This is a genomic window from Parazoarcus sp. PS-13 R2A (genome assembly GCF_057621855.1).
Genome location: NZ_JBYEXN010000002.1, coordinates 299,298 through 321,409 on the forward strand (window position 1 = coordinate 299,298; position 22,112 = coordinate 321,409).

The 22,112-nt window shown below is 63.8% G+C and carries 18 protein-coding genes; 7 read left to right on the plus strand and 11 right to left on the minus strand.

The window, feature by feature from the left end; translation table 11 throughout:
• Positions 1 to 138: 138 nt before the first annotated feature.
• The 6 genes from AC22G6_RS03260 to AC22G6_RS03285 all read right to left on the minus strand — a co-directional run bounded on the left by AC22G6_RS03260 (position 139) and on the right by AC22G6_RS03285 (position 8,662).
• Entirely contained in the window at positions 139 to 804 is a 666-nt protein-coding gene (locus AC22G6_RS03260) for a glutathione S-transferase (RefSeq protein ID WP_487365606.1), read from the minus strand.
• On the minus strand, positions 801 to 1,733 hold the full coding sequence (gene trhO / locus AC22G6_RS03265; RefSeq protein WP_487365607.1) for an oxygen-dependent tRNA uridine(34) hydroxylase TrhO: 933 nt from the start codon (positions 1,731 to 1,733) through the stop codon (positions 801 to 803). Before trhO ends, AC22G6_RS03260 begins: the two co-directional genes overlap by 4 nt.
• 321 nt (positions 1,734 to 2,054) lie before the next feature.
• Complete coding sequence (locus AC22G6_RS03270; protein WP_487365678.1) at positions 2,055 to 3,467, minus strand: xanthine/uracil/vitamin C permease; 1,413 nt, start codon at positions 3,465 to 3,467, stop codon at positions 2,055 to 2,057.
• A 61-nt stretch (positions 3,468 to 3,528) separates the two neighbouring features.
• Complete coding sequence (locus tag AC22G6_RS03275; protein WP_108949091.1) at positions 3,529 to 5,160, minus strand: electron transfer flavoprotein-ubiquinone oxidoreductase; 1,632 nt, start codon at positions 5,158 to 5,160, stop codon at positions 3,529 to 3,531.
• Complete coding sequence (locus AC22G6_RS03280; RefSeq protein ID WP_487365608.1) at positions 5,160 to 6,950, minus strand: acyl-CoA dehydrogenase; 1,791 nt, start codon at positions 6,948 to 6,950, stop codon at positions 5,160 to 5,162. Before AC22G6_RS03280 ends, AC22G6_RS03275 begins: the two co-directional genes overlap by 1 nt.
• 71 nt (positions 6,951 to 7,021) lie before the next feature.
• Positions 7,022 to 8,662 (minus strand): acyl-CoA synthetase, encoded by a 1,641-nt coding sequence (locus AC22G6_RS03285; protein WP_487365609.1) that lies wholly within the window; start codon positions 8,660 to 8,662, stop codon positions 7,022 to 7,024.
• Between the two features lie 257 nt (positions 8,663 to 8,919).
• Here AC22G6_RS03285 and AC22G6_RS03290 point away from each other — a divergent pair, with 257 nt between their 5' ends.
• Together AC22G6_RS03290 and AC22G6_RS03295 are read left to right on the plus strand one after the other, a co-directional pair.
• Positions 8,920 to 10,977 (plus strand): PAS-domain containing protein, encoded by a 2,058-nt coding sequence (locus tag AC22G6_RS03290; protein WP_487365610.1) that lies wholly within the window; start codon positions 8,920 to 8,922, stop codon positions 10,975 to 10,977.
• A 35-nt stretch (positions 10,978 to 11,012) separates the two neighbouring features.
• Positions 11,013 to 11,729, plus strand: coding sequence for a response regulator transcription factor (locus AC22G6_RS03295; protein WP_487365611.1), 717 nt, complete (start codon positions 11,013 to 11,015; stop codon positions 11,727 to 11,729).
• A 15-nt stretch (positions 11,730 to 11,744) separates the two neighbouring features.
• On the opposite strand, the gene AC22G6_RS03300 is transcribed toward AC22G6_RS03295, so the two are convergent.
• The 3 genes from AC22G6_RS03300 to AC22G6_RS03310 all read right to left on the minus strand — a co-directional run bounded on the left by AC22G6_RS03300 (position 11,745) and on the right by AC22G6_RS03310 (position 14,796).
• Positions 11,745 to 12,137, minus strand: coding sequence for a hypothetical protein (locus AC22G6_RS03300; RefSeq protein ID WP_487365612.1), 393 nt, complete (start codon positions 12,135 to 12,137; stop codon positions 11,745 to 11,747).
• Between the two features lie 163 nt (positions 12,138 to 12,300).
• Positions 12,301 to 12,981, minus strand: a complete 681-nt coding sequence (locus AC22G6_RS03305) for a cupin domain-containing protein (protein WP_487365613.1) — start codon at positions 12,979 to 12,981, stop codon at positions 12,301 to 12,303.
• A gap of 177 nt (positions 12,982 to 13,158) precedes the next feature.
• Positions 13,159 to 14,796, minus strand: a complete 1,638-nt coding sequence (locus AC22G6_RS03310) for a sigma-54-dependent Fis family transcriptional regulator (RefSeq protein WP_487365614.1) — start codon at positions 14,794 to 14,796, stop codon at positions 13,159 to 13,161.
• Between the two features lie 354 nt (positions 14,797 to 15,150).
• On the opposite strand from AC22G6_RS03310, the gene adh reads away from it, so the two are divergent.
• From adh to AC22G6_RS03325, 3 genes are all read left to right on the plus strand, one after another.
• On the plus strand, positions 15,151 to 16,671 hold the full coding sequence (gene adh / locus AC22G6_RS03315; RefSeq protein ID WP_487365615.1) for an aldehyde dehydrogenase: 1,521 nt from the start codon (positions 15,151 to 15,153) through the stop codon (positions 16,669 to 16,671).
• Positions 16,672 to 16,790: 119 nt separating this feature from the next.
• Positions 16,791 to 17,159, plus strand: coding sequence for a DUF779 domain-containing protein (locus AC22G6_RS03320; protein ID WP_487365616.1), 369 nt, complete (start codon positions 16,791 to 16,793; stop codon positions 17,157 to 17,159).
• A 57-nt stretch (positions 17,160 to 17,216) separates the two neighbouring features.
• Positions 17,217 to 17,537, plus strand: coding sequence for a c-type cytochrome (locus tag AC22G6_RS03325; RefSeq protein WP_487365679.1), 321 nt, complete (start codon positions 17,217 to 17,219; stop codon positions 17,535 to 17,537).
• A 367-nt stretch (positions 17,538 to 17,904) separates the two neighbouring features.
• Here the strand turns inward: AC22G6_RS03325 and AC22G6_RS03330 are convergent, their stop codons facing one another.
• Positions 17,905 to 18,759 (minus strand): substrate-binding periplasmic protein, encoded by an 855-nt coding sequence (locus AC22G6_RS03330; protein WP_487365617.1) that lies wholly within the window; start codon positions 18,757 to 18,759, stop codon positions 17,905 to 17,907.
• Positions 18,749 to 19,210, minus strand: a complete 462-nt coding sequence (gene pedF / locus AC22G6_RS03335; RefSeq protein ID WP_487365618.1) for a cytochrome c-550 PedF — start codon at positions 19,208 to 19,210, stop codon at positions 18,749 to 18,751. The genes AC22G6_RS03330 and pedF overlap by 11 nt, the downstream gene beginning before the upstream one ends.
• Positions 19,211 to 19,431: 221 nt before the next feature.
• Between pedF and AC22G6_RS03340 the strand changes: the two genes are divergently transcribed.
• Both AC22G6_RS03340 and AC22G6_RS03345 read left to right on the plus strand, forming a co-directional pair.
• Positions 19,432 to 21,477 (plus strand): sigma-54-dependent Fis family transcriptional regulator, encoded by a 2,046-nt coding sequence (locus tag AC22G6_RS03340; RefSeq protein WP_487365619.1) that lies wholly within the window; start codon positions 19,432 to 19,434, stop codon positions 21,475 to 21,477.
• Between the two features lie 155 nt (positions 21,478 to 21,632).
• Positions 21,633 to 22,109 carry a 4Fe-4S dicluster domain-containing protein gene (locus AC22G6_RS03345; RefSeq protein ID WP_108949080.1) on the plus strand — a complete coding sequence of 159 codons (477 nt, stop codon included), beginning with the start codon at positions 21,633 to 21,635 and terminating at the stop codon, positions 22,107 to 22,109.
• The last annotated feature ends 3 nt before the right edge of the window (positions 22,110 to 22,112 follow it).

Consider the following 22,112-nt stretch of genomic DNA (forward strand, 5'->3'; position numbering starts at 1 on the left):
CGTCACGCCAGCGCCTTCCTGCGTCGTTGGTGATGGCGGGGCTGGTGTTTCGCGCGGAGGCGCGGAGAGCGCGGAGGAAATCCGAATGGAGCTTCTCTGCGCTCTATGCGTCTCCGCGTGAGTCGATTCTTGGACTGATTATGGAAACTGGGTGGGTTGCGCACCTGCTCGCCACTGCGGGTACTTGCCCATTACGTGATTGAAGCGCGGGCTTGTCGTGATGGTGGTCAGCCAGGCTTGCAGTCGCGACCAGGGCTGGCCGGCAAACCAGTCGGGGTCGGTGGCGGCGAACTGGCGCACGAAGGGGGCAATCGCCATGTCGGCGAGTGCGGGACGGTTGCCGAACAGGCATGCCGTCGCTTCGAGCCGGTGTTCGAGTTCCATCAGGAAGGCGGAGCCTGCGCTGCGATGCTGTGCGGCGTCTGCGCCCGGATAGCGGTTCGGATACTTGTAGCGGTCGAGGTGGTGCTTGAAGCCGCCTTCGCTGTTGCTGTCGTTGCGGGCGATGAGCGTCAGCATCCCGTCGAGCGAGCCCGATGGCGGATTCAGCCAGGCTTGCGGGTCGTGCAGGCGCAGCGCCCACAGCATGATGTCGATGCTCTGCTCGATCACCTGGCCATCGGGCAGAACCAGCACTGGCACCGTCGCCTTGGGCGAGGCGGCGATCAGTTCGGGCGGTTTGTCCCTGAGCACGACTTCGCGCAACGCCACCTGCTGGCCACTGGCTGCAATCGCCAGACGCGCCCGCATCGCATACGGGCAGCGCCGGAACGAATACAGCAGGGGCAGGGCGCCGTCGCTCACGGTTTGGGGCGTGCCGCCTTGTCGTCGGCGCGCTTCTGTTCTGCGGCCAGCGCTTGCTGGCGGCGGCGTTCGCGTAGTTCGGCCTTGCGTTCTTCGGTCGAGTCGCAGCAATGCGGGCAGCTCACGCCGTCCTCGTACTGTTCGGAGGCCTGTTCTTCTGCGGTGAGCGGGTAGCCACAGGCAAGGCAGCGGCCCAGCCCGCCCGGCACCAGCGCGTGGCCGACCGAGACGCGGTCGTCGAACACGAAACATTCACCCTGCCAGCTGCTGTCAGCTTCGGGAATGGTCTCGAGGTATTTGAGGATGCCGCCTTCGAGGTGATAGACAGCCTCGAAGCCCTGCATGCGCATGAAGGCGGTGGATTTCTCGCAGCGGATGCCGCCGGTGCAGAACATCGCCACCCTCGGTTTGTCGGCGAGCAGACCGCCGGGTGCGGACTCCTTTTCCACCCAGGCGGGCAGTTCGGAAAAGCTGCGGGTGTGCGGATCGACCGCACCGTCGAAGGTGCCGATGGCCACCTCGTAATCGTTGCGGCAATCGACCACCACCACGTCGGGGTCGGCAATCAGCGTGTTCCAGTCTTCGGGTTTGACGTATTCGCCAGCCATGTTGGTCGGCGATACGCCTTCCACGCCAAGGGTGACGATCTCGCGTTTGAGCTTCACCTTCATGCGCTGGAACGGTGGCGAGTCGGCCCACGAGGACTTGTGCTCGAGTTCGGCCAGACGCGGATCACTGCGCAGCCAGGCCAGCACCGCTTCGATGTCGTCGGGCAGTCCGGCGATGGTGCCGTTGATGCCTTCCTCGGCCAGCAGCAGCGTGCCCTTGACCTGATGACGGTTGCAGCAATCCAGCAGCGGGGCTTGCAGCTCACGGAAGTCGGGGAGGCGGACGAACTTGTACAGCGCTGCGGTCAGAAAACTGGACATGGGGAAGGCCGGAATGGAATGCGGCCAATTTTAGCCCGGATTGGTGGGCGGCTTGCACCACGATGAGGGCGCGCGGCAGGCGGTGGGTGTTCAGTTTCCGAACGTGGCCCAGTGCAGCGCTTCGGGCGCAAAGACAAGCAGCATGGTCAGCGCATAGAGGGAGACAAGCGCAACGGTCAGTCCCAGACGGACGAGGCTCCGGCTGCGCGGGAGAGGTTCGGCGTCGGCGCCGCAGAGGCGGTGAATGAGTGCGGACATGGGGGCGGGGGCGTGGGAGGCGGCCACCATGACCCCTTGCAGGGCAATGGTGGCCGTGTGCGTTTAACCGCGGGTCTGACCGTGGCTGTCGGCCGCTTCCATTTCGGCAGTGGTGTTGGCAAGGATGCTCACATCCTTGGTTTCACGGGTGCCGATGCGATGCGGACGCTCGATCAGGAAGTACAGGACCAGGCCGATCACCACTGCATACACGGTGGATTTCGGGTCGGGCATCGCCAGGGTGACCGCAACGATGCCGGCCACGCCGCGCTCGGTGGAGTTCTTCAGCTCTTCCATACCGACCATGATGCAGATGTAAGCCGTCAGCACCAGGGTGAGCGAGAGCGCAATCGGCAGCACCGGCTTGAAGATGCTGACCAGGGGCAGCATGAACAGTGCGACAAAGCCGGTGATCCAGAAGGTGCCGCCGCCGCTGTAGATGGAGTCCATCGCCTTGCGGCCGAGTGCATAGCGCTCGGCAACCGTGGCATGCGCAGCCGTCCACAACGGACCGGCCAGGCCGGGCCACGGTGCGAAGAAGGCGTGGATGCCGTTACGGATGGCGGTCACCAGGTGAACGCGGGTGATGCCCTCTTCGATCTTCTCGTCTTCACGCAGGTGGTCGACACGCTTCACCAGGGTGAAGCCGACCACGATGTCGCCGAAGGCGATCACGTAGGCAATGATGGCGGTCGGGAGCGCGAGCAGGAAGGTGCTGGCGTCGGGCAGGCCGGTGGAGAACACCAGGTAGTTCCACATCAGCTTGAAGTCGGGATTGGTGATGCCCCACTGCACGTCCGGCCACGGGTACTCACCCACGGCCCAGCCGACCAGCATGGCCAGGATCATGCCGGGCACCATGCCGAAGTTGGAGATGCGCTTGGCCCACACGTTCTTCTCGACGATGCTCTTGAACGACAGCGAGAACAGCACGTATGCCGACACGATCGAGCCGATGATCAGCGAGATCGGGGTGTTGTCGATACGGCCGCCGACCTTGAGTTCGCCCATCATCGCGGCGATACCGGCGCCGATGATGATGCCGGACTTGAGCGAGTTGGGGATGACCGTGACCAGGCGGTTGCCGAGGCCGGTGATGCCCAGGATCAGGAAGATCGCGAACACTTCGATCTGCAGCGCGAACAGCGCCTTGATCGCCTCGGGGCCGGGCTCGAAGCCTTGCAGGAAGAGGATCACCACCGGAATGGCCGGGGTGATCCAGCCCGGTACCAGTGGCACCCCGAGCAGGGCGGGCAGCATGTAGCCGACACCGGCGATCACGCAGAAGGCGAGCGCAGCCTCATAAGGCATGCCGAGATACTTCTGCAGCAGCGGAATCATCGCCAGGCCGACCACGAACATGATCAGGCCCTGGATCATCTCGGGATATTCCCAGCGATAGTGGATGAAGGGCAGCCGGATCTTGAAGGGGCCAAATGGCCAGTAGGGCTGTTCGGCCCCGTGAGGGCGTTGCATGGACACGATGTCTCTCCTCGTCTGTTAAAAGTTGTTTGTTGATGCTTTCGTGCGGGTTTGATTACATGTTCGGGTAGTTGGGGCCGCCGCTGCCTTCGGGCACCGCCCAGTCGATGTTCTGCGTCGGGTCCTTGATGTCGCAGGTCTTGCAGTGCAGGCAGTTCTGGGCGTTGATCTGCAGGCGTGGGCCCTGCTCTTCACGCACGATTTCATACACGCCGGCCGGGCAGTAGCGCTGCTCGGGGGCCTCGAAATCGGCGAGGTTGGTGACGATGGGCGTCAGCGGATTCTTCAGCCGCAGGTGACAGGGCTGCTCTTCCTCGTGGTTGGTGGCCGAGATGAAGACCGATGACAGGCGGTCGAAGCTGATCTTGCCGTCCGGCTTCGGATAGACGATCTGCTCGCAGTCGGCCGCCTTCTTCAGCTGGGTGTGGTCGGCATGGTTGCGCAGGGTCCATGGCGCGCGGCCGCGGAACAGGAAGGTGTCGATGGCGCTGTAGGCGATGCCGCCCCACAGGCCCCAGCGGAAGGACGGGCGGACGTTTCGCACCGAGTACAGTTCGTCCCACAGCCAGCTGGCCTTGAGGCGCTCGGGGTAGCCCGTGACTTCAGTCGTCTTTGCATCGTCGGCCGTCAGGTGCGCGAACAGTGCTGCAGCGGCTTCGATGCCCGACTTCATCGACATGTGGGTGCCCTTGATCTTGGGCACGTTGAGGAAGCCTGCGGTGTCGCCGACCAGCATGCCGCCCGGGAACGTGAGTTTGGGCAGGGACTGGAAGCCGCCTTCAGACAGCGCACGTGCGCCATACGACACGCGGCGGCCGCCCTCGAAGTACTTGCGGATCTCGGGGTGGGTCTTGAAGCGCTGGAACTCTTCGTACGGCGACAGCCAGGGGTTGCTGTAGTCGAGGCCGACGACAAAGCCCACCGACACCAGGTTGCCTTCGAGGTGATACAGGAAGGAGCCACCGTAGGTGTCCGACTTGAGCGGCCAGCCGGCGGTATGCACGGTGAGGCCGGGGCGATGGACGGCCGGATCGACCTCCCACAACTCCTTGATGCCGATGCCGTAGGTTTGCGGGTCGGCATCGCGGCGCAGGTCGTAACGCGCCATCAGACCCTTGGTGAGCGAACCGCGACAGCCTTCCGAAAACACCGTCTGGCGCGCATGCAGCTCCATGCCTTGCTGGTAGTTGGGGCCTGGCTCGCCGTTGCGGGTCACGCCCATGTCGCCGGTGGCGATGCCACGCACCGCACCGGCTTCGTCGAACAGCACTTCGGCGGCGGCGAAGCCGGGGTAGATCTCCACGCCGAGCGCCTCGGCCTGCTCACCCAGCCAGCGGCAGAAGTTGCCCAGGCTGATGATGTAGTTGCCTTCGTTGTGCATCTGCGGCGGGGTCGGCAGCTTGCGGGCACCTTTCTCCGACAGCAGCATGAAGTGGTCTTCTGTGACCGGGGTGTTGAGCGGGGCGCCGCGTTCCTTCCAGTCGGGGAAGAGCTCGTTGAGCGCACGCGGCTCGATCACCGCGCCGGACAGGATGTGCGCACCAACCTCCGAACCTTTCTCCACCACGCACACCGACAGTTCGCGCCCGGCCTTTTCGGCAAGCTGCTTGAGCCGGATCGCGGTGCTCAGCCCCGAGGGGCCGGCGCCGACGATGACGACATCGTATTCCATCGATTCGCGGCTCATCAGAACAGCTCCTCGGGCAGTGCCAGCACGGATTCGGCACCGTTCACGATGGCGTCGCGCAGGGTGTTGGCTTCGGGCAGCACGTGCTCGACGAAGTAGCGCGCGGTGACGAGTTTGGCACCGAAGAAGCCGGCATCCGGCCCCTGCATGCGCTCGATCGCGATGGCGGTGCTGCGGGCCATCAGCCATGCGCCAGCGACCGTGCCGGTGAGCTTGAGGAAAGGCACGGCACCGGCAGCGGCTGCCTGCGGGCTGAGCTCATAGTTGGCCAGCAGCCAGTCGGTGGCTTCGCGCAGGGCCAGGATGCCCTTGCCGAAGGACGCACCGATCTTCTGCAACTGCTCGTCGGCATGCGCCTCGAGCTGTGCCTGGGTCGCCGACATCTCCTCGATCAGGGCGGCCATGGCATGGCCGCCTTCGCGGGCCACCTTGCGGCCGATCAGGTCATTGGCCTGGATCGCGGTCGTGCCTTCGTAGATGGTGGTGATGCGGGCATCGCGCATGTGCTGGCAGGCGCCGGTTTCTTCGATGAAGCCCATGCCGCCGTGTACCTGGATACCGTTCCAGGTCACGCTCTGCGCGGTTTCGGTGCACCAGCCCTTGACCACCGGGGTGAGCAGTTCGAGCCGGCTCTGGTTGCTGTTGCGCACGTTCTCGTCGGCGTCGCTGCGGGCGCGGTCCATGCAGCCGGCAACGTAGTAGGCGAGGGCGCGCGTGGCCTCGGTGCGGGCCTTCATGTCCATCAGCATGCGACGCACGTCGGGGTGATGCAGGATGGGCTTGGTCTCGCCCGACTTGTCGCCGATGATGCGGCCCTGCACGCGTTCGCGGGCATAGCCGAGCGCGGCCTGATAGGCACGCTCGGCAATCGCCACGCCTTCGAGGCCGACGTTGAGGCGGGCATGGTTCATCATCGTGAACATGTACTCGAGGCCACGGTTGGGTTCGCCCACCAGGTAGCCGATCGCGCCTTCCTTCTCGCCGAATACCATGACGGCGGTCGGGCTGGCGTGGATGCCCATCTTGTGTTCGATCGATGCGCACACCAGGTCGTTGCGGGCGCCGAGGCTGCCGTCGGCATTGACCAGGAACTTGGGCGCGACGAAGAGCGAGATGCCCTTCACCCCCGGCGGTGCATCGGGCAGGCGTGCGAGCACGAGGTGGATGATGTTCTCCGCCATGTCGTGCTCACCCCAGGTGATGAAGATCTTGGTGCCGGAGAGCGCGTAGCTGCCGTCACCGCGCGGTTCGGCCTTGCTGCGTACCGCAGCGAGGTCGGAGCCGGCCTGGGGTTCGGTCAGGTTCATGGTGCCGGTCCACTTGCCGGACACCATGTTGGGCAGGAAGGTCGATTTCAGTTCGTCGCTGCCGTGATGGGCAATGGCTTCAACCGCACCCAGGGTCAGCATCTGGCACAGCGAGAACGACATGTTGGCCGACTTCCACATCTCCAGCACGGCGGTGGATACCGTGACCGGCAGTCCCTGGCCGCCGAACTCGGTGGATGAGGGCATGCCGTTCCAGCCGGTGTCGCAGAACACCTCGTAGGCCTGCTTGAAACCGTCGGCGGTGCTGACTTCTCCGTCGTGCCAGGTGTTGCCCTGACGATCGCCCGGGGCGTTGATCGGCGCCAGCACTTCGGCAGCGAACTTGCCGGCTTCGTCGAGAATGGCTTCGACGAGATCGGCGCTGACGTCCTCATTGCCCGGCAGCGAGTAGATGTCCTCGAGTCCGGCGAGTTCGTTCATTGCGAACAGCATGTCGCGTACGGGAGCGGTGTAAGTGGTCATGTGCGTGTTCCTTGTGTCGTTGGGTGCAGGTCTGGCACGCCGCAGTGCGCGATGGCACGGCGGGGATCGTGTCAGCCGATTGCCGAAGCGGATTTCGCCTGATCGCGCAGCACGAATTTCTGGATCTTTCCGGTCGAGGTCTTGGGCAGGACGCAGAACTCGATGTGCTTGGGCACCTTGTAGCGGGCCAGATGCTCGCGGCAGTGGGCGACGATGTCGTCGGCGGTGACGTTCGCGCCTTCCTTGACCTCGATGAAGGCGGCCGGGACTTCACCCCATTTCTCGTCGGGGCGGGCGACAACGGCTGCGGTCATGACCGCGGGGTGGCGATACAGCACCTCCTCGACCTCAAGCGACGAGATGTTCTCGCCGCCGGAGATGATCACGTCCTTGGAGCGGTCCTTGATCTTCACGTAGCCGTCCGGGTGCATCACCGCGAGGTCGCCGGTGCGGAACCAGCCGCCGGCAAAGGCTTCGGCAGTGGCCTTGGGGTTCTTCAGGTAGCCCTTCATCACCAGATTGCCGCGGAACATGATCTCGCCCATGGTCTCGCCATCGGCGGGCACCGGTTGCAGGGTGTCGGTGTCGAGCACGGTGATCGCTTCCTGCATGTGGTAGCGCACGCCCTGACGGCCATTGCGCTCGGCGCGCCTGTCGATCGGCAAGGCATCCCATTCGGGGTGCTTGGCGCAGACGGAAGCCGGGCCGTAGGTTTCGGTCAGACCATAGACATGGGTGATGTCGAAGCCGATGCGCTCCATGCCTTCGATGATGGCGGCCGGGGGCGCCGCACCGGCGATGAGGGCCGACACCTTGTGCTCGATGCCGGCACGCAAGGCTTCGTTGGCATTGATCAGCATGCCGTGGACGATGGGGGCGCCGCAGAAGTGCGTGACCTTGTGCTTGCGGATCAGCTCATAGATCAGTGCCACGTCGACCTTGCGCAGGCACACGTTCACGCCGGCATTGGCGGCGATGGTCCAGGGGAAGCACCAGCCGTTGCAGTGGAACATCGGCAGCGTCCACAGATAGACGGCGTGCTGCGGCATGCCCCAGCTGATGATGTTGGAGGCGGCGTTGAGATAGGCGCCGCGGTGGTGGTAGACCACCCCCTTGGGGTTGCCGGTGGTGCCCGAGGTGTAGTTGAGGGCGATTGCGTCCCACTCGTCTGCGGGCAGCGACCATTCGAAGTCGGGCTTGCCGGTTTCGAGGAAGGCTTCATACTCGATCGAGCCGAGGCATTCGGTGGAAGGATATTCCGGGTCGAGCGCATCGATGATCAGCGGCTTCTCGCCTTCGAGCCTGTCGAGGGCGGGGCGGACGATGGCTGCGAATTCGGGGTCGGTGATCAGCACCTTGGCCTCGCCGTGCGACAGCATGAAGGCGATCGCTTCGGGGTCGAGGCGGGTGTTGAGGGTGTTGAGCACGGCACCTGTCATCGGCACGCCGAAATGCACCTCGACCATGGCCGGCACGTTGGGCAGCATGACCGCGACCGTGTCGCCCTTGCCGATGCCGTGCTGGGTGAGCGCGCTTGCCAGGCGGCGGCAGCGCTCGTAGGTTTGCTTCCAGGTGAACTGGCGTGCGCCGTGAATCACACTGACACGGTCGGGATATACACAGGCGCTGCGTTCGATGAAGCTCAGGGGCGACAGCGGTACAAAGTTGGCTGCATTCTTGTTCAGGCCCTGCTCGTAAGGATTGGTCGACACCCTTTGCTCCTCCATGACGTTTTTTTGGAAACCCTTGCCGGTGGTCCGGCGGTCACCGCGCGTCTGCAACCCCGAAACCCCCAGGCAGGCTGGCTGGCAGTGGTCGTTCTGCGCCGCGGGAGCAGAATGACAAACAAACTTGTCACCAATTTCGAGGAAATGTACTGAATCTTGTCGGCGCTGCCCCGGGGCTTGCGGGCCGACTAGAATCAGTCCGTACCCGGAAAATGCGGGAGTGCAGGAATGAGTGAATCGGCATGACATCAGGGCAGGTGCCAGCTGCGGCTGGCGACACGAACAAACCGGTAATCAGTGACCGCCGTTATCGCGAGATGACGGCTGCAGGGCTCGATCTGCTTGATCAGGGGGTGACGGTTTTCGACCGCAACCTGCGTCTGGTCGCGTGCAATCGCACCTTCCTGCGCCTGCTCGACTTCCCCGACACGATGGCCGAGCCCGGGCTGCCGTTCGAGGCTTTCATCCGCTACAACGCCGATCGCGGCGAGTACGGGCCGGGCGACCCCAACCTGCAGGTGAGCGAACGGGTGGAGGCCGCGCGTGCGTTCAAGCCCCACGAAACCCGGCGTCGCCGTCCGGATGGCACGCTGTTGCTGATCCGTGGCTTTCCACTGCCGCACGACGGCTTCATCGCGCTGTACTCGGACATCACCGAGCTCGATGCCAAGCAGACCCAGATCGAACGTCAGCAGATCGAGCAGGAGGCCGCCATCGAGCGCCGTACCGCCGAGCTGACCCGCTCCAATGCCGAGCTCACCGCCGCCATCGAGGACAACCGCCGGATTACTGCGGCGCTGCGTTTCAGCGAGGCTCGACTGCGCCAGATCACCGACACCATTCCGGCGCATATCGCCTACTTCGACAATCAGTGGATCTACCGTTACGCCAACCGCAGTTATGCGGAGTGGTTCGGGTGGACCAGCGAAACCATGGCCAACCAGCCCATCCGCGAAGTGATCGGGCTGCAGGTGTTCGAGGCCGTGGAAGACGCGGTGGAGCGGGCGCTTGAAGGCGAGGAGGTGTCCTACGAGTACTCGCTCATCGCGCCCGACGGCATGATGCGCTTCGCTCGCAGCACGCTCGTGCCTGACGTGGGGCCGGATGGCGAGGTGATCGGCTGTTTTGTCCATGCGGTCGACATCACCGAACAGCGGCGCACTTTCAGCGCCCTTGCGCAGGCGCAGAAAATGGAAGCCATCGGCCAGCTGACCGGTGGCCTCGCGCACGACTTCAACAACATGCTGACTGTGGTGATGGGCAACCTCGCCGGTCTGCGCGAGGCGCTGCCCGGGCATCCGGTGATCGACGAGTTTGTCGATCCGACGCTGGAAGCCGCCGAGCGGGGCTCCACGCTGATCAAGCGCCTGCTCACCTTCTCGCGCCAGCAGCCGATGGCGCCGGAGCCGGTCGAGGTCAACGAACTCGTGCTCAGCATGGCGCGCCTGATCCGGCGCTCGGTGCCGGGCAATATCTCCATCCTCACCCAGTCGAAAACCGATCAGCTGGTCGCCATGGTTGACGCGCATCAGCTGGAGAGCGCGCTGCTCAATCTGGCGCTCAATGCGCGCGATGCGATGCCGAATGGCGGCGCGCTGTGCATCGAATCTTCGCTCGAAGCGCTGGGGCGGGCGGAGGCGGCCGACCTCGAGCTGCCGCCCGGCAACTATGTGCAGATCGCCGTGAGCGACAACGGCATGGGCATGGACGGGGCGACCGTTGCCCGCGTGTTCGAGCCTTTCTTCACCACCAAGAAGTTTGGCATGGGCAGTGGTCTGGGCATGGCCATGGTGTACGGCTTCATCAAGCAGTCCGGCGGTGGCGTGCGCATTCGCAGCCGCCAGGCGGTCGGTACCACGGTGGCGCTGATCCTGCCGTGCGCAGCGCGCCCCGCCGTGACCTTGCACCTGGATGCGCCTGCTGCGGTCGGGATGGATCTCAAGGACCGTCTCGTGCTGCTGGTCGAGGACGATGACGACGTGCGCAAGGTGGTGCGAAAGCAGCTGGCTTCGCTCGGGTGCACCGTGCTGGAGGCGGAAAGCGGCAACGAGGCGGCCGACATGGTGGAGAACGTCGCGTCGATCGCGCTCGTGCTGTCCGACGTGGTCATGCCGGGCGGCATGGACGGACGCGCGCTGGCGCGTTTCGTGAGACGCTTCCGTCCCGATCTTCCGGTGGTGCTGATGAGCGGTTACGCGAGTTCGGAGCCGGGGCGCAGAGGCGATGATGACGTCCCGATGCTGGACAAACCCTTCAGCCGCGATAAGCTTGCGGCAGCGCTCACATCCTTGGGGCGCTAGACGGGTACATCGACAGAAGAAAATACGGGGGCTGGATGCAGGTCAAGGATAGCGTGCTCATCCATGTGGTCGAAGATGACGCAACTGTTGCACGACTGATTGAAGGCGCCCTGCAGCGTTTTGGTTATGAGTGCGAGGTGTTTCGAACCGGCAGTGATTTCCTGCGCCGGCTGAGGGTGCAGCAGCCCAAGCTGTGCATTCTCGATCTCGGACTGCCGGACATGGATGGCATGGAAGTCTTGCAGCAGGTGCGCGCGCGGCATCGCTTCGGCCTGCTCATCGTCACCGGCCGGACCGATACCTCGGACCGGGTGATGGGGCTGGAACTGGGGGCAGACGATTACGTGCTCAAGCCCTTCGAGCCGCGCGAGCTCATTGCCCGTGTGCGCAGCGTGCTGAGACGCTACGAGCCGGCGCAACCGGATCCTGCGCTGGGCGCGGCCAAGGTCGCGCAGTTTGCGGGCTGGCGCTTCGAGCTCGGCACGCACCGGCTGATCAGCGCCGACGGCAGGGAAGACACCCTTGGTCTGGCCGAAGCACAGCTGCTGATCACCATGCTCGAGCATCCCAACCAGATTCTGTCGCGCGAGCAGCTGCTAAGCGGACGCGATGTGTCCGCGCTCGATCGCAGCATCGACCTGCGGGTGTCGCGCCTGCGCCGCCGGCTGGAGGAAAACCCGCAGCGCGCCAAGGTGATCAAGACGGTGTACGGTGCGGGCTACCTGTTTGCATCGACGGTGAGCTGGAAATAGTTCTGCACGCGCGGATCAGCTCTGCCACAGCATCCGGATGGACAGCACGATGCTCAGGAAGCAGATGATCCAGAACACGATCGGTGCGGCGCCGCCCTTGAACTTGACCCCTGCCATCTCGAACTCCAGCGGCCCGGTCGAAATCCGCAGAATGAGCGTGACGAACAGCGCGCCCAGCCCGGCCATGGGCAAGCCCACCAGTACCGGAAACTGCTCGCGGATCAGATCACGCCAGTAGGTGCCCGGGGTTTCATGCACGGACACGAGCTTCATCAAGGCGTAGGAGCCGAAGCCGATCAGGATGACCACGACCACCCAGCTTGCGACTGCCTGAAACTTGCGTGTGCGCGCATCGGGTTCGTGAAGCGCATGGGTTTCGCTGTCGAGGTCCGGCATATCCTTGTCCATGTTCGTGAGCTTTCACAGTCGATATTCGACGGTGCCGCAAACACATGCTTCGGGCATGCATGAAAATGTCTTCCGCTTCAGCGCCCGGCGTGAGCGCGAAGCACGGCACTGCGCGTCGGGTGTGCCTCTGGAGCATAGGTGCTCATCCCCACAGCCGCAAATGTCATTTCCCTGACGCGATGTCGGTGGGGAGGGGCAGATGGCCAGTCTTGACCAGGATGGTGCAGCCCTCGCGGCTGAAGGGTTTGTGCTGGCTCAGGTGAGGGCTGCGTATCCAGGTGCCTGCAGGGTAGCGTCCGAATTCATCCTCGAACACGCCGTCAATGACGAAGATCTCCTCGCCGCCGTAGTGACGGTGCGGGTTGAAGCAGGTCCCCGGTGCCCATCGCACCAGCGCCGTGTGCTCGGTGCCGAACTCGGCAAGCGGTAGCACTGACAGGCCGGGCACAAGTCCCGGATACCAGGTCGCGGTCGTGGTATCGATTGCCAGATGGGCCTGATCCGCCGGGTTGATGTGACGCAGTTTCACGAACAGCACGCAGCCCGTGGCCGAGTGCGGTGCGTGCGACGACCCCGGGGGATTGCGCAGATAGGTGCCCGCGCCGTAGTCGCCCGATTCGTCACTGAATGTGCCCTCGAGCACGAAGATCTCCTCGCCCAGTTCATGCAGGTGGCGCTCGAACCTTGCCCCCGACAGGTAGCGGACGATCGAGGTCGCGCGCGCCACCTCGTCGCCATCGCGCTCAAGCATCCGCCGCTCGACGCCACCAGCGGGAGAGCTGACCCAGGGCAGGTCCTGATGTTGTACGACGGCGCGCAGGGAGAAGTCCGCGTTGATGTGCATGGAAAATATCCGCTTTGTGGTTCTCTGACAGGAACGTCACTGTACCAAAGGGGGTAGTGGCACGCGGAGGCGTGGAGAAGCACGACTGCACGAGTTGTCCTCTGTGCCACTGCGCGAAACGGCCGCCGTTTCAATCATTGAGATCACGAGCAGGGCAGGCCTGCCTCGGTCGAACCTTCAGTCGCCGATCTGCTCCAGCAGCTCTTCGGGGATGTCGTCCGGGCACAGTTGCCCAGCTTCGTCGCCCATCAGCGCGAGGATCAGGCGCAGGCGGTTGTGAAGTTCGCTCAGGTTGCCGGGCCAGCGGTGTTTGCGCAGCAGGGCGAGGGCGTCGGGGCAGACGTACATCGGACGGTCTGGACATTCCCCGCGGACGAAGCCGCGCACCAGACTGTCGAAGTCGCTGCGGCGGCGCAGCGGCGGCAGGTGGACTTCGATGCCGTGGCTGGCAGCGAAGGCGCTCATGTTGAGGCGGTTCTCGTCGACCAGGACATCGAGGTTGCGGCGGGTCGCGGCAACAAGCCGCGGGCTGAGGTGCGCCGTATCTGCGAACAGGCTGCCCTGCCATGAAAGTGGCAGGGCGTCGATGTCGCTCAGATAGAGCGCACCGCCGCGCGCCTGCCGCATTGCGACTGCCAGCTCCGCGGCAATGTCGGTGCTGGAGGCGAGGGCGCGGCAATCCATCTGGATCAGCGGGGTTCCGGGGGCATGCTCGTGCCAGAGGGTGCTTGCGAGGTAATGCTTTCCGGTGCCGGTTTCACCTTCGATCAGCAACGGGCCTGTGCCACTGGCCCAACGGCGGATCTGTGTCGTGGCGGCGATGACGCGGGGGTCGCCTGATGGTGTGCTGCGTGTGACGGCAACGACGCTGTCTGCGTTTGCTGCGGGCGGGTTGCCTGCACCGGGTGTCCCCGTCTTGCCGTGAGTGCGGCCTTGGCTGAAGTCGAGCGGGCGCCGATGAAGGCTGACGCGGGCCGCCAGGGTCTGGCCCTGTCGGGCGCGCAGCGGGAAGGGAAGGCTCTGATCGAGGGCTGCCCAGTCGAGCAGTCTCTGCCAGGTGATTGCGAAGCAGTCTTCGCAGCTTGCGTCCGGATACTCCTGATGCAGCCTGAGCACGTTGCGGGCGTTACGGTTGCAGGCCATCACTCGCCCGCCCTCGTCGAACACTGCAATGGCTTCGAGAGGGCTGCCGAGCAGTTCAGGGCGGTTGTGGAAGCGCACGCGAAGAAAGCCGTCGTCCATGCTCTCGACGAGGCGGTGCTCGATGATCTCGGCCGTCGTGCGCAACAGCGCGTTGGAATGCGACAGGTTGGCATTGGCATCGGTCGAGATGTCGAGGATGCCTGCGATGCCGCCGGTGGGTGCCAGGATGGGAATCGCGACGCAGGTCAGAAAGCGGTTGCGCTCGAGAAAGTGCTCATGTCCGCGAACCGCAATGATGTCGCCGGTGGCGAGCGCCGTGCCGATCGCATTGGTGCCCATCGCTTCCTCGCTCCAGGCCGCGCCGGGGCCGAGCGCGACGCGGGCGGCCCGGTCCAGAAAGCCGGTGTCCCCGTTTGCACTGAGGATGAGCCCCTGATTGTCGGTCAGGAGTACGGTTGCGTCCCTGCTGTCGATCTGCCGCAGCAGGTTCTCGATGACCGGTTGCGAGAACGTCACCAGGCGGGCGTTGGACTCGAGACGGTCTGCGAGATCTGCCCGGTTCAGCGGGTCGAGCGGAAGTGGCTGGTCGGTCTGCAGCCCATGCGCCTGGCTGCGCAGCCAGGAGGCGCGCAGGTCGGGAGGGAGCGCAACGGGTGAGCTTGCCTTGTTCATGACATTTTTGATGCAGGAAACGTGCCTTCCGCGAACGTTAACCTTCCTGGGTGCGGCGTGCTTGTTTCTACTGCACAAATTCTGTTGCATAGGCCTTGTGTGCGTCGATATGCAGCCTGATTCATAGGGATTCCTGCATCGCATTGGAGCAGCTGTACCCAAATTGAACAGCGCGGCAGGTGACAGTCATGCTCCGCCCGATACCGGTGCGTGGCGCCTGGAAATGAGACATGTGCCGGAAAACTATGGAGATTTTTCCGAGCGGGATGCAAAGGCTCAAGGGCTGGCATGGGGCCTGCGAAAGGAGGTGCAACGCAACACCGCGTTATTCGCTTACCCGGAAGGAGACAAAAAGTGATCTACGAAATGCCCGGCAGGCCTGGTGCCAAGGTTCAGTTCAAGGAAAAGTACGACAACTACATTGGTGGCGAGTGGGTTCCGCCGGTCAAGGGGCAGTACTTCGACAACATCACGCCGATTACCGGCGCCGTGTTCTGCAAGGCCGCCCGCTCCACCGCGGAGGACATCGAGCTCGCACTGGATGCCGCGCATGCTGCTGCCGACGCCTGGGGTCGCACCCCGCCGGCCGAACGGGCCAACATCCTGCTGAAGATCGCGGACCGGCTCGAAGCCAACCTCGAGATCCTTGCCTATGCCGAGACCGTGGATAACGGCAAGCCGATTCGCGAGACGCTCAATGCCGACATCCCGCTGGCGGTCGATCACTTCCGCTATTTCGCCGGCTGCCTGCGCTCGCAGGAAGGCAGTCTGAGCGATCTCGACGAAAACACCGTGGCGTACCACTTCCACGAGCCGCTGGGCGTCGTGGGTCAGATCATTCCGTGGAACTTCCCCATTCTGATGGCCGCCTGGAAGCTGGCGCCTGCCATCGGCGCCGGCAACTGCGTGGTGCTCAAGCCGGCTGAATCGACTCCGGTCAGCATCCTGGTGCTGGCCGAGCTGATCGCCGATCTGCTGCCGCCGGGCGTGCTCAACGTGGTCAACGGTTTCGGTCGCGAAGCCGGCATGCCGCTGGCCAACAGCAAGCGCATTGCAAAGATCGCCTTCACCGGCTCCACCTCGACCGGCCGCGTGATCGCCCAGGCCGCTGCAAACAACCTGATTCCGGCAACGCTTGAGCTGGGCGGCAAGTCGCCCAACATCTTCTTCGCCGACATCGCCGATGCCGACGACGAGTTCTTCGACAAGGCGATCGAAGGTCTGGTGCTGTTTGCCTTCAACCAGGGCGAAGTGTGCACCTGCCCGTCGCGTGCGCTGATCCACGAGTCGATCTACGACAAGTTCATGTCGCGCGTGCTCGAGCGCGTCGCAGCCATCAAGCAGGGCAACCCGCTCGATACCGACGTGATGATGGGCGCTCAGGCCTCGAAAGAGCAGCTGAGCAAGATCATGAGCTATATGGATGTGGGCCGGCAGGAAGGTGCCGAGCTCCTGATCGGTGGCGGCCGGGCGCAGCTGGAAGGCGAGCTGGGTGACGGCTACTACGTCAAGCCGACCCTGTTCAAGGGCCACAACAAGATGCGCATCTTCCAGGAAGAGATTTTCGGACCGGTGCTGGCGGTGACCACCTTCAAGACCGAAGCTGAAGCGCTCGAACTGGCCAACGATACCCTCTACGGACTGGGTGCCGGTGTGTGGACGCGCGATGGCAGCAGGGCGTATCGCATGGGTCGCGCAATCAAGGCCGGACGCGTGTGGACGAACTGCTACCACGCCTATCCGGCACACGCCACCTTCGGCGGATACAAGGAGTCCGGTATCGGTCGCGAGACGCACAAGATGATGCTCGACCACTATCAGCAGACCAAGAACCTGCTGGTCAGCTACGACCCGAAGAAGCTCGGCTTCTTCTGATACAAGGCCCCGCATGTCGAGCTGCGATATGCGGGGCAGCCTGAAGTTCTCCCTCCTCATGAAAGTGAGTTCACGGGCGGCAATTGCCGCCCGCTTTTTTTGCAACGATGGAGGCCGTCATGGTCGAGAGAGTCATTGCAACCGAGGCCACACTGGCCCTGATCGAGTTGCTGCGCGCCAAGCATGGCGACCTGATATTCCACCAGTCCGGCGGCTGCTGTGACGGCAGTGCTGCCAACTGCTACCTGCCGGGCGAGCTGTGCACCGACCAGGATGTGCGCCTGGGCGAGATCGGCGGCTGTCCTTTCTACATCAGCAGTTCGCAATATGAGTACTGGAAGCACATGCAGCTGATCATTGATGTGCTCGATACGCGTGGGGGTGGAACCTTCTCGCTGGAAGGGCCTGAAGGCAAGAGCTTTCACACCCGTTCGCGCCTGTTCACCGACGAAGAATGGGCCGGGCTGGAGGCAGCCGGTGTTGTTTGAAACCCGTTTCCCAACAGAAGGGTGCGGCGTGCACCCGGCCAAGGAGTGAATACCGTGATGATCAGGACGATGGTAGTGGGGGCTGTGCTGATGGCCTCGATGTCGGCGCCGGCAATGGCGTCGATGGAGATCGTGAAGAAAGCGCGCTGTGTGGCCTGTCATGCAGTCGACAAGAAGATGGTGGGCCCGGCCTATCGTGAGGTGGCGGCAAAGTACGAAGGGCAGGCCGGCGCCGCATCCGAGCTCTTCGACAAGGTCCGCCATGGTGGTTCAGGCACCTGGGGCGCCATTCCAATGACGCCGAACGATGAAAGCAGGATCAGCGACGACAATCTGAAAGCCGCGATCGCATGGATTCTTGCTGGCGCAAAGGACTGAGCAGAAAAAACACCTGCTCCGGAGTGGAGCAGGTGTCTCGTTTTGGAGCAGGTGTCTTCCGTTTGCGCGCGGCACCGTTTTCCGACTCGGTCGATCAGGTCCGGCACCAGGATGGCGTGCACTCAGTGCAGCAACATGGCGCCGCGACCGTTGTGTTGCGTTGCGTGCTTAGTTGATTTCAACGCCCCATGGCAGCTCGCCCACGGGCTGATCGGTTTCGGTGTCGCGGACCGTGCCCGACTTTTCAGTTGGGACATGGGCAAGAGGGACCGCGCCGGCGAGGCTGGGCGCCAGGCCCGCAAATGTCATGCAGGGCAAGGGGTGACGGAGTGCATGCTCACCGCCGGTTCTGGCGTGTTGTCATGAGTCAGATTCCTCCGGGGAGACGGTGAGTGCTGCCGTTCTCACTGAAGATGCGGCCAAGCTCGCCGCTGCGCTGAAGCTCTGCCAGGGCGTCGCCGAGTGCAGCAGCAAGCGTCGGATGATCGGCTTTCACCGCCATACCCAGTGGCCAGCCGGTCACGCGAAGTTCGGGCATCTGCAGGCTGTCGATGGCAACGCCGGGCGCATCCTTGAATGCCGATTCAAGTTCGGTGCGGGTGCCGATCACGGCAGCCACTTCGCCGGCCTTCAGACCCGCTGCTGCGAGCGGAATGCTGCGGTAGTGAGTGACCTGGTCACGCAGGCGACCGTTGAGCACATGGAGCATGAAGTCGCTTCCGTGGGTGTCGAGCTCGGCGCCGATGCGCTCGCGCGTGAACACTTCGAATGCGTTGGCGGCCGACCCCGCGATGGCTGGAATGCGTGCGCTGTTGCGCGCAATCGCCATGGTTTCGAGGTGGTAGGGCGCGAAGATCGTAACCTTGTCATTGTTGGCGGCAAAGTTGCGATCGACCGGTACGTGCAGCATCACGTCGCCGGGGCGCATGCCCAGGTAGTGGCCTTTCCACACCATGTTGCGCAGGTCGTCGCTCATGTCTTCGTCGGCCGGAAACTCGACGAACTCGGCACGCAGCCCGAGCCTGGCCGCCAGCGCCCTGCCCAGTGCGATATCAATGCCCTGGCCCTTGTCCGACCAGGGCGGATAGTTGGCATAGACCGCAATGCGCAGTGCGCCAGCCTGTTGCAGCTCAAGTTCGGCCGCCGCCGCACGCGCGGGCAGCGCGGCAGCGACCAGCATTGCGCCTGCGCCCAGGAGAAAGTGTCTGCGTTCATTCTTCACGTACGGTCTCCAGCCATGCACGAATCGACCACATTGCTTCCTGCGGCAGGATACCCTCGAACGGCGGCATGTAGACACGTCCCCCGCGGCTGGCACCGTCACGGATGCGCTGCATGAAAATCTCGTCGCCCTCGTCACCTTTAGGCAGGTAACGCAGGTCAGGTGCGATCCCGCCGGAGACGGCGCCCAGGCCGTGGCAGCGCGCACAGTTCTGGTTGTAGGCCGAGTCGCCGATGCGGATGGCTTCCTTGTCCTTGCGATAGGGGTTGCTGACAAGCCAGTCCTTTCCGAGCGGCTTGAGCGTGGATACATCAACCGCCTGCGGCGTGACGTCTCCGTGAGCACCCGCAATCAGCGTGACGCTTGCCAATGCTGCAGCGCAAGCGATCTGACGTAATGAACGGGTGACTGTCTCCTTGTTGTACTTGTCTTCCACTGTATCGTTCCTCATGGCTGGTATTGAAGCGCTTTGATTCGCATGTCCCCGGTTGGGCCGGTGTGCTCATGCTCTGCAAACGCTGTGCCACTGTTGCCGGACTCCCTGTATGGCAAGGAAATTGCTCACGATGAACTGCCGCCAGGGTGCGGCGGTTGCTGCGCATCGTGACAGGTGCTAAGTTTTGGAACATGTCCCCCGACAAAAAATAGAGACAGGGGGCTGGAGGAGACGACATGACAGGTCACCCAATGGCCACGACGCCGCACGAACTGCGTGTGCGTGAGGCGCGACACCAGTTTTTCGATCGTGGAGAGTGTGCGGACATCGAACTGCCGCAGGAGGTGCTGCGATCCTGGCTGCGCTGCCGGGACAGTGGCGTCGATTATCGGGACGATGGCCGCGGCGACCCCGAAGGCCGGTTCGGGCTGGATCTTGCGCGGGAGCGCAGCAAGTCCCTGCTGAGCAACGCGGCCGGCATCATGGAGCATGTGTTCGAGCAGATCCGCGCTTCGGGCAGCATGGTGATCCTGGCCGACAGCCAGGGCATGATCCTGCACAGCATGGGCGATCCCGATTTCGTCAGCCGGGCGCAACGCGTGGCCTTGCAGCCAGGCTCCTCATGGAGCGAGTCGGTACGGGGCACCAATGCGATCGGCACCACCCTGGTCGAGGCTGCGCCTGTCGAGGTCAACGGTGCCGAGCACTTTCTTGACCGTAACGGCATCCTGACCTGCAGCGCCTCGCCGGTGTTCAACCCGCGCGGTGAGATCGAGGGGGTGCTGGATATCTCCGGCGACTATCGTGGCAATCAGCGCCATACCCTCGGACTGGCGCGTCTGGCTGCGCAGTTGCTCGAGAAGCGTCTGTTCGAGATCGAGTTCGCGCGCGAACTGCTGATCGCATTCCATAACCGTCCCGAGTGTGTCGGCGGCCTGCAGGAGGGCTTGCTCGCGGTGTCGTCCGAGGGGCGCGTCGTGGGGGCCAATCCGGTGGCCAGGGCCCTGCTCGGCGTGAAGCAGGGTGGAATGGTCTGCGGTGAGTTCGGCACCCTGTTCCGCCTGCCCTTCGGCACCTTCATCGACCGCTGCTCGCGCGACGTCTGCTCGCTGCAGGCGCTCGAGCTGCGCGGGGGCGAACCGCTCTATGCGCGCATCCGCGGGCGGGTGCCGACGGTGGGTAAGGCGAACTCGCGCAGCGATGCCGGCGGACAGGGTGAGGCGCGCAGTACGTCGGGCGCGGGCGAGTCGGCCGGACGCAATCCGCCGTGCGACCGTCGCAGCGGGCGGGCGACGCTCGAGTGCCTGTCGACCGGCGATGCACGCTTGCAGCTGGCGCTGGATCGCGCAGCGCGCATCATGGGCAAGGACATTCCGCTCCTGATTCAGGGTGAATCGGGCGTGGGCAAGGAGTTGTTTGCGCGCGCATTCCATTATTCCAGTCCGCGCCAGGACGGCCCCTTCGTGGCGGTCAACTGCGCGGCCATTCCCGAGAACCTGATCGAATCCGAACTCTTCGGTTACGTCGGCGGCGCCTTTACCGGTGCGCGGCGCGAAGGGGCCGTGGGCAAGATCCAGCAGGCGCATGGCGGCACGCTGTTCCTCGATGAAATCGGCGACATGCCGCTGGCGATGCAGGCGCGTCTGCTGCGGGTGCTGCAGGAGCGCTGCGTGACACCGGTGGGGGCTCAACGCAATGTGCCGGTCGATATCACCCTGGTGTGTGCGACCCACCGGGTGCTGCGAGAGTCGGTGCGCAACGGCAGCTTCCGCGAGGATCTCTACTATCGGGTGAATGGCCTGACCGTCACCCTGCCACCCCTGCGCGACCGCAGTGACATCCGCTCGATCGTCGCCATCATTCTGGCGTCCGAAGTCGACCCCGCGCGTGGCGAGGTGACGATCAGCGAGCAGGTGCTCGACTTCTTCGAGCGCTACCCCTGGCCGGGCAATGTGCGCCAGCTGCAGAACGTGATCCGAGTTGCAGTGGCGCTGCTGGATGACGACGAATACGAGATTCTGCCTCTGCATCTGCCAGAGGAGCTGTTCGGTTCCGATCCGATGGACGACGCCGAGAGCGGGCAGGCCAGCGCGGTGGCGGCGTCCTCACCGACTGCGGCGGCAGTACCCGCGCAAGCCGCCGCGGGGCGCAGCCTGGACGAGATCGAGCTCGATGCAATTTCCCGCGTGATGCTCGAAGAGGGCGGCAATGTGTCGGCCGCAGCACGCCGTCTCGGCATCAGTCGCAACACCCTGTATCGCAAGATCGGCCGCATGAAATAAGGCTGCGTTCCGGGCCGTCTAATCCATTAGTAATAAGGGTTTTCCTGCGCTTGTCCCGTCCGGGGTCGGGCGTATCCTCGACGGCAGGTATGAAGTGTGCTTCATATGAGTTGCTTCATCACTGTCATAACAACGGAAATCGGAGGAGAAGGTTGATGTGGAAATCACTTCATATTGATCCCGCAAAGTGTACCGGCTGTCTGCAGTGCGAGATGGCCTGCTCGTATGAGCACACCGGGGTCTTCAATCCCAGCAAGTCGCGGATCAAGGTATTCAACTTCGAGGCCGAGGGGCGCAAGGTGCCATACACCTGTACCCAGTGCACCGAAGCCTGGTGCCTGAATTCCTGTCCGGTCGATGCGATCCGCATCGACCTTTCCACCGGCGCCAAGATGGTGTTCGAAGACACCTGCGTTGGCTGCAAGGTGTGCACGATCGCCTGTCCTTTCGGCACGATCAACTACAACCAGGAGTCGGGCAAGGTGCAGAAATGCGACTTGTGCGATGGCAATCCTGCCTGTGCCGAGGCCTGTCCGACGGCGGCGATCACCTACATCGACGCCGACTGGACGGGGCTGGACAAGATGCGCACCTGGGCCGCCAAGGCCAATACGCCGACCACTGCCGCCTGAAGG

Coding starts and splice junctions, on each gene's coding strand:
- trhO (WP_487365607.1), bottom strand. CDS start 1,733: ATGTCCAGTTTTCTGACCGCAGCGCTGTACAAGTTCGTCCGCCTCCCC.
- AC22G6_RS03270 (WP_487365678.1), bottom strand. CDS start 3,467: ATGCAACGCCCTCACGGGGCCGAACAGCCCTACTGGCCATTTGGCCCC.
- AC22G6_RS03275 (WP_108949091.1), bottom strand. CDS start 5,160: ATGAGCCGCGAATCGATGGAATACGATGTCGTCATCGTCGGCGCCGGC.
- AC22G6_RS03280 (WP_487365608.1), bottom strand. CDS start 6,950: ATGACCACTTACACCGCTCCCGTACGCGACATGCTGTTCGCAATGAAC.
- AC22G6_RS03290 (WP_487365610.1), top strand. CDS start 8,920: ATGACATCAGGGCAGGTGCCAGCTGCGGCTGGCGACACGAACAAACCG.
- AC22G6_RS03295 (WP_487365611.1), top strand. CDS start 11,013: ATGCAGGTCAAGGATAGCGTGCTCATCCATGTGGTCGAAGATGACGCA.
- AC22G6_RS03300 (WP_487365612.1), bottom strand. CDS start 12,137: ATGGACAAGGATATGCCGGACCTCGACAGCGAAACCCATGCGCTTCAC.
- AC22G6_RS03305 (WP_487365613.1), bottom strand. CDS start 12,981: ATGCACATCAACGCGGACTTCTCCCTGCGCGCCGTCGTACAACATCAG.
- AC22G6_RS03310 (WP_487365614.1), bottom strand. CDS start 14,796: ATGAACAAGGCAAGCTCACCCGTTGCGCTCCCTCCCGACCTGCGCGCC.
- AC22G6_RS03320 (WP_487365616.1), top strand. CDS start 16,791: ATGGTCGAGAGAGTCATTGCAACCGAGGCCACACTGGCCCTGATCGAG.
- AC22G6_RS03325 (WP_487365679.1), top strand. CDS start 17,217: ATGATCAGGACGATGGTAGTGGGGGCTGTGCTGATGGCCTCGATGTCG.
- pedF (WP_487365618.1), bottom strand. CDS start 19,210: ATGAGGAACGATACAGTGGAAGACAAGTACAACAAGGAGACAGTCACC.
- AC22G6_RS03340 (WP_487365619.1), top strand. CDS start 19,432: ATGACAGGTCACCCAATGGCCACGACGCCGCACGAACTGCGTGTGCGT.
- AC22G6_RS03345 (WP_108949080.1), top strand. CDS start 21,633: ATGTGGAAATCACTTCATATTGATCCCGCAAAGTGTACCGGCTGTCTG.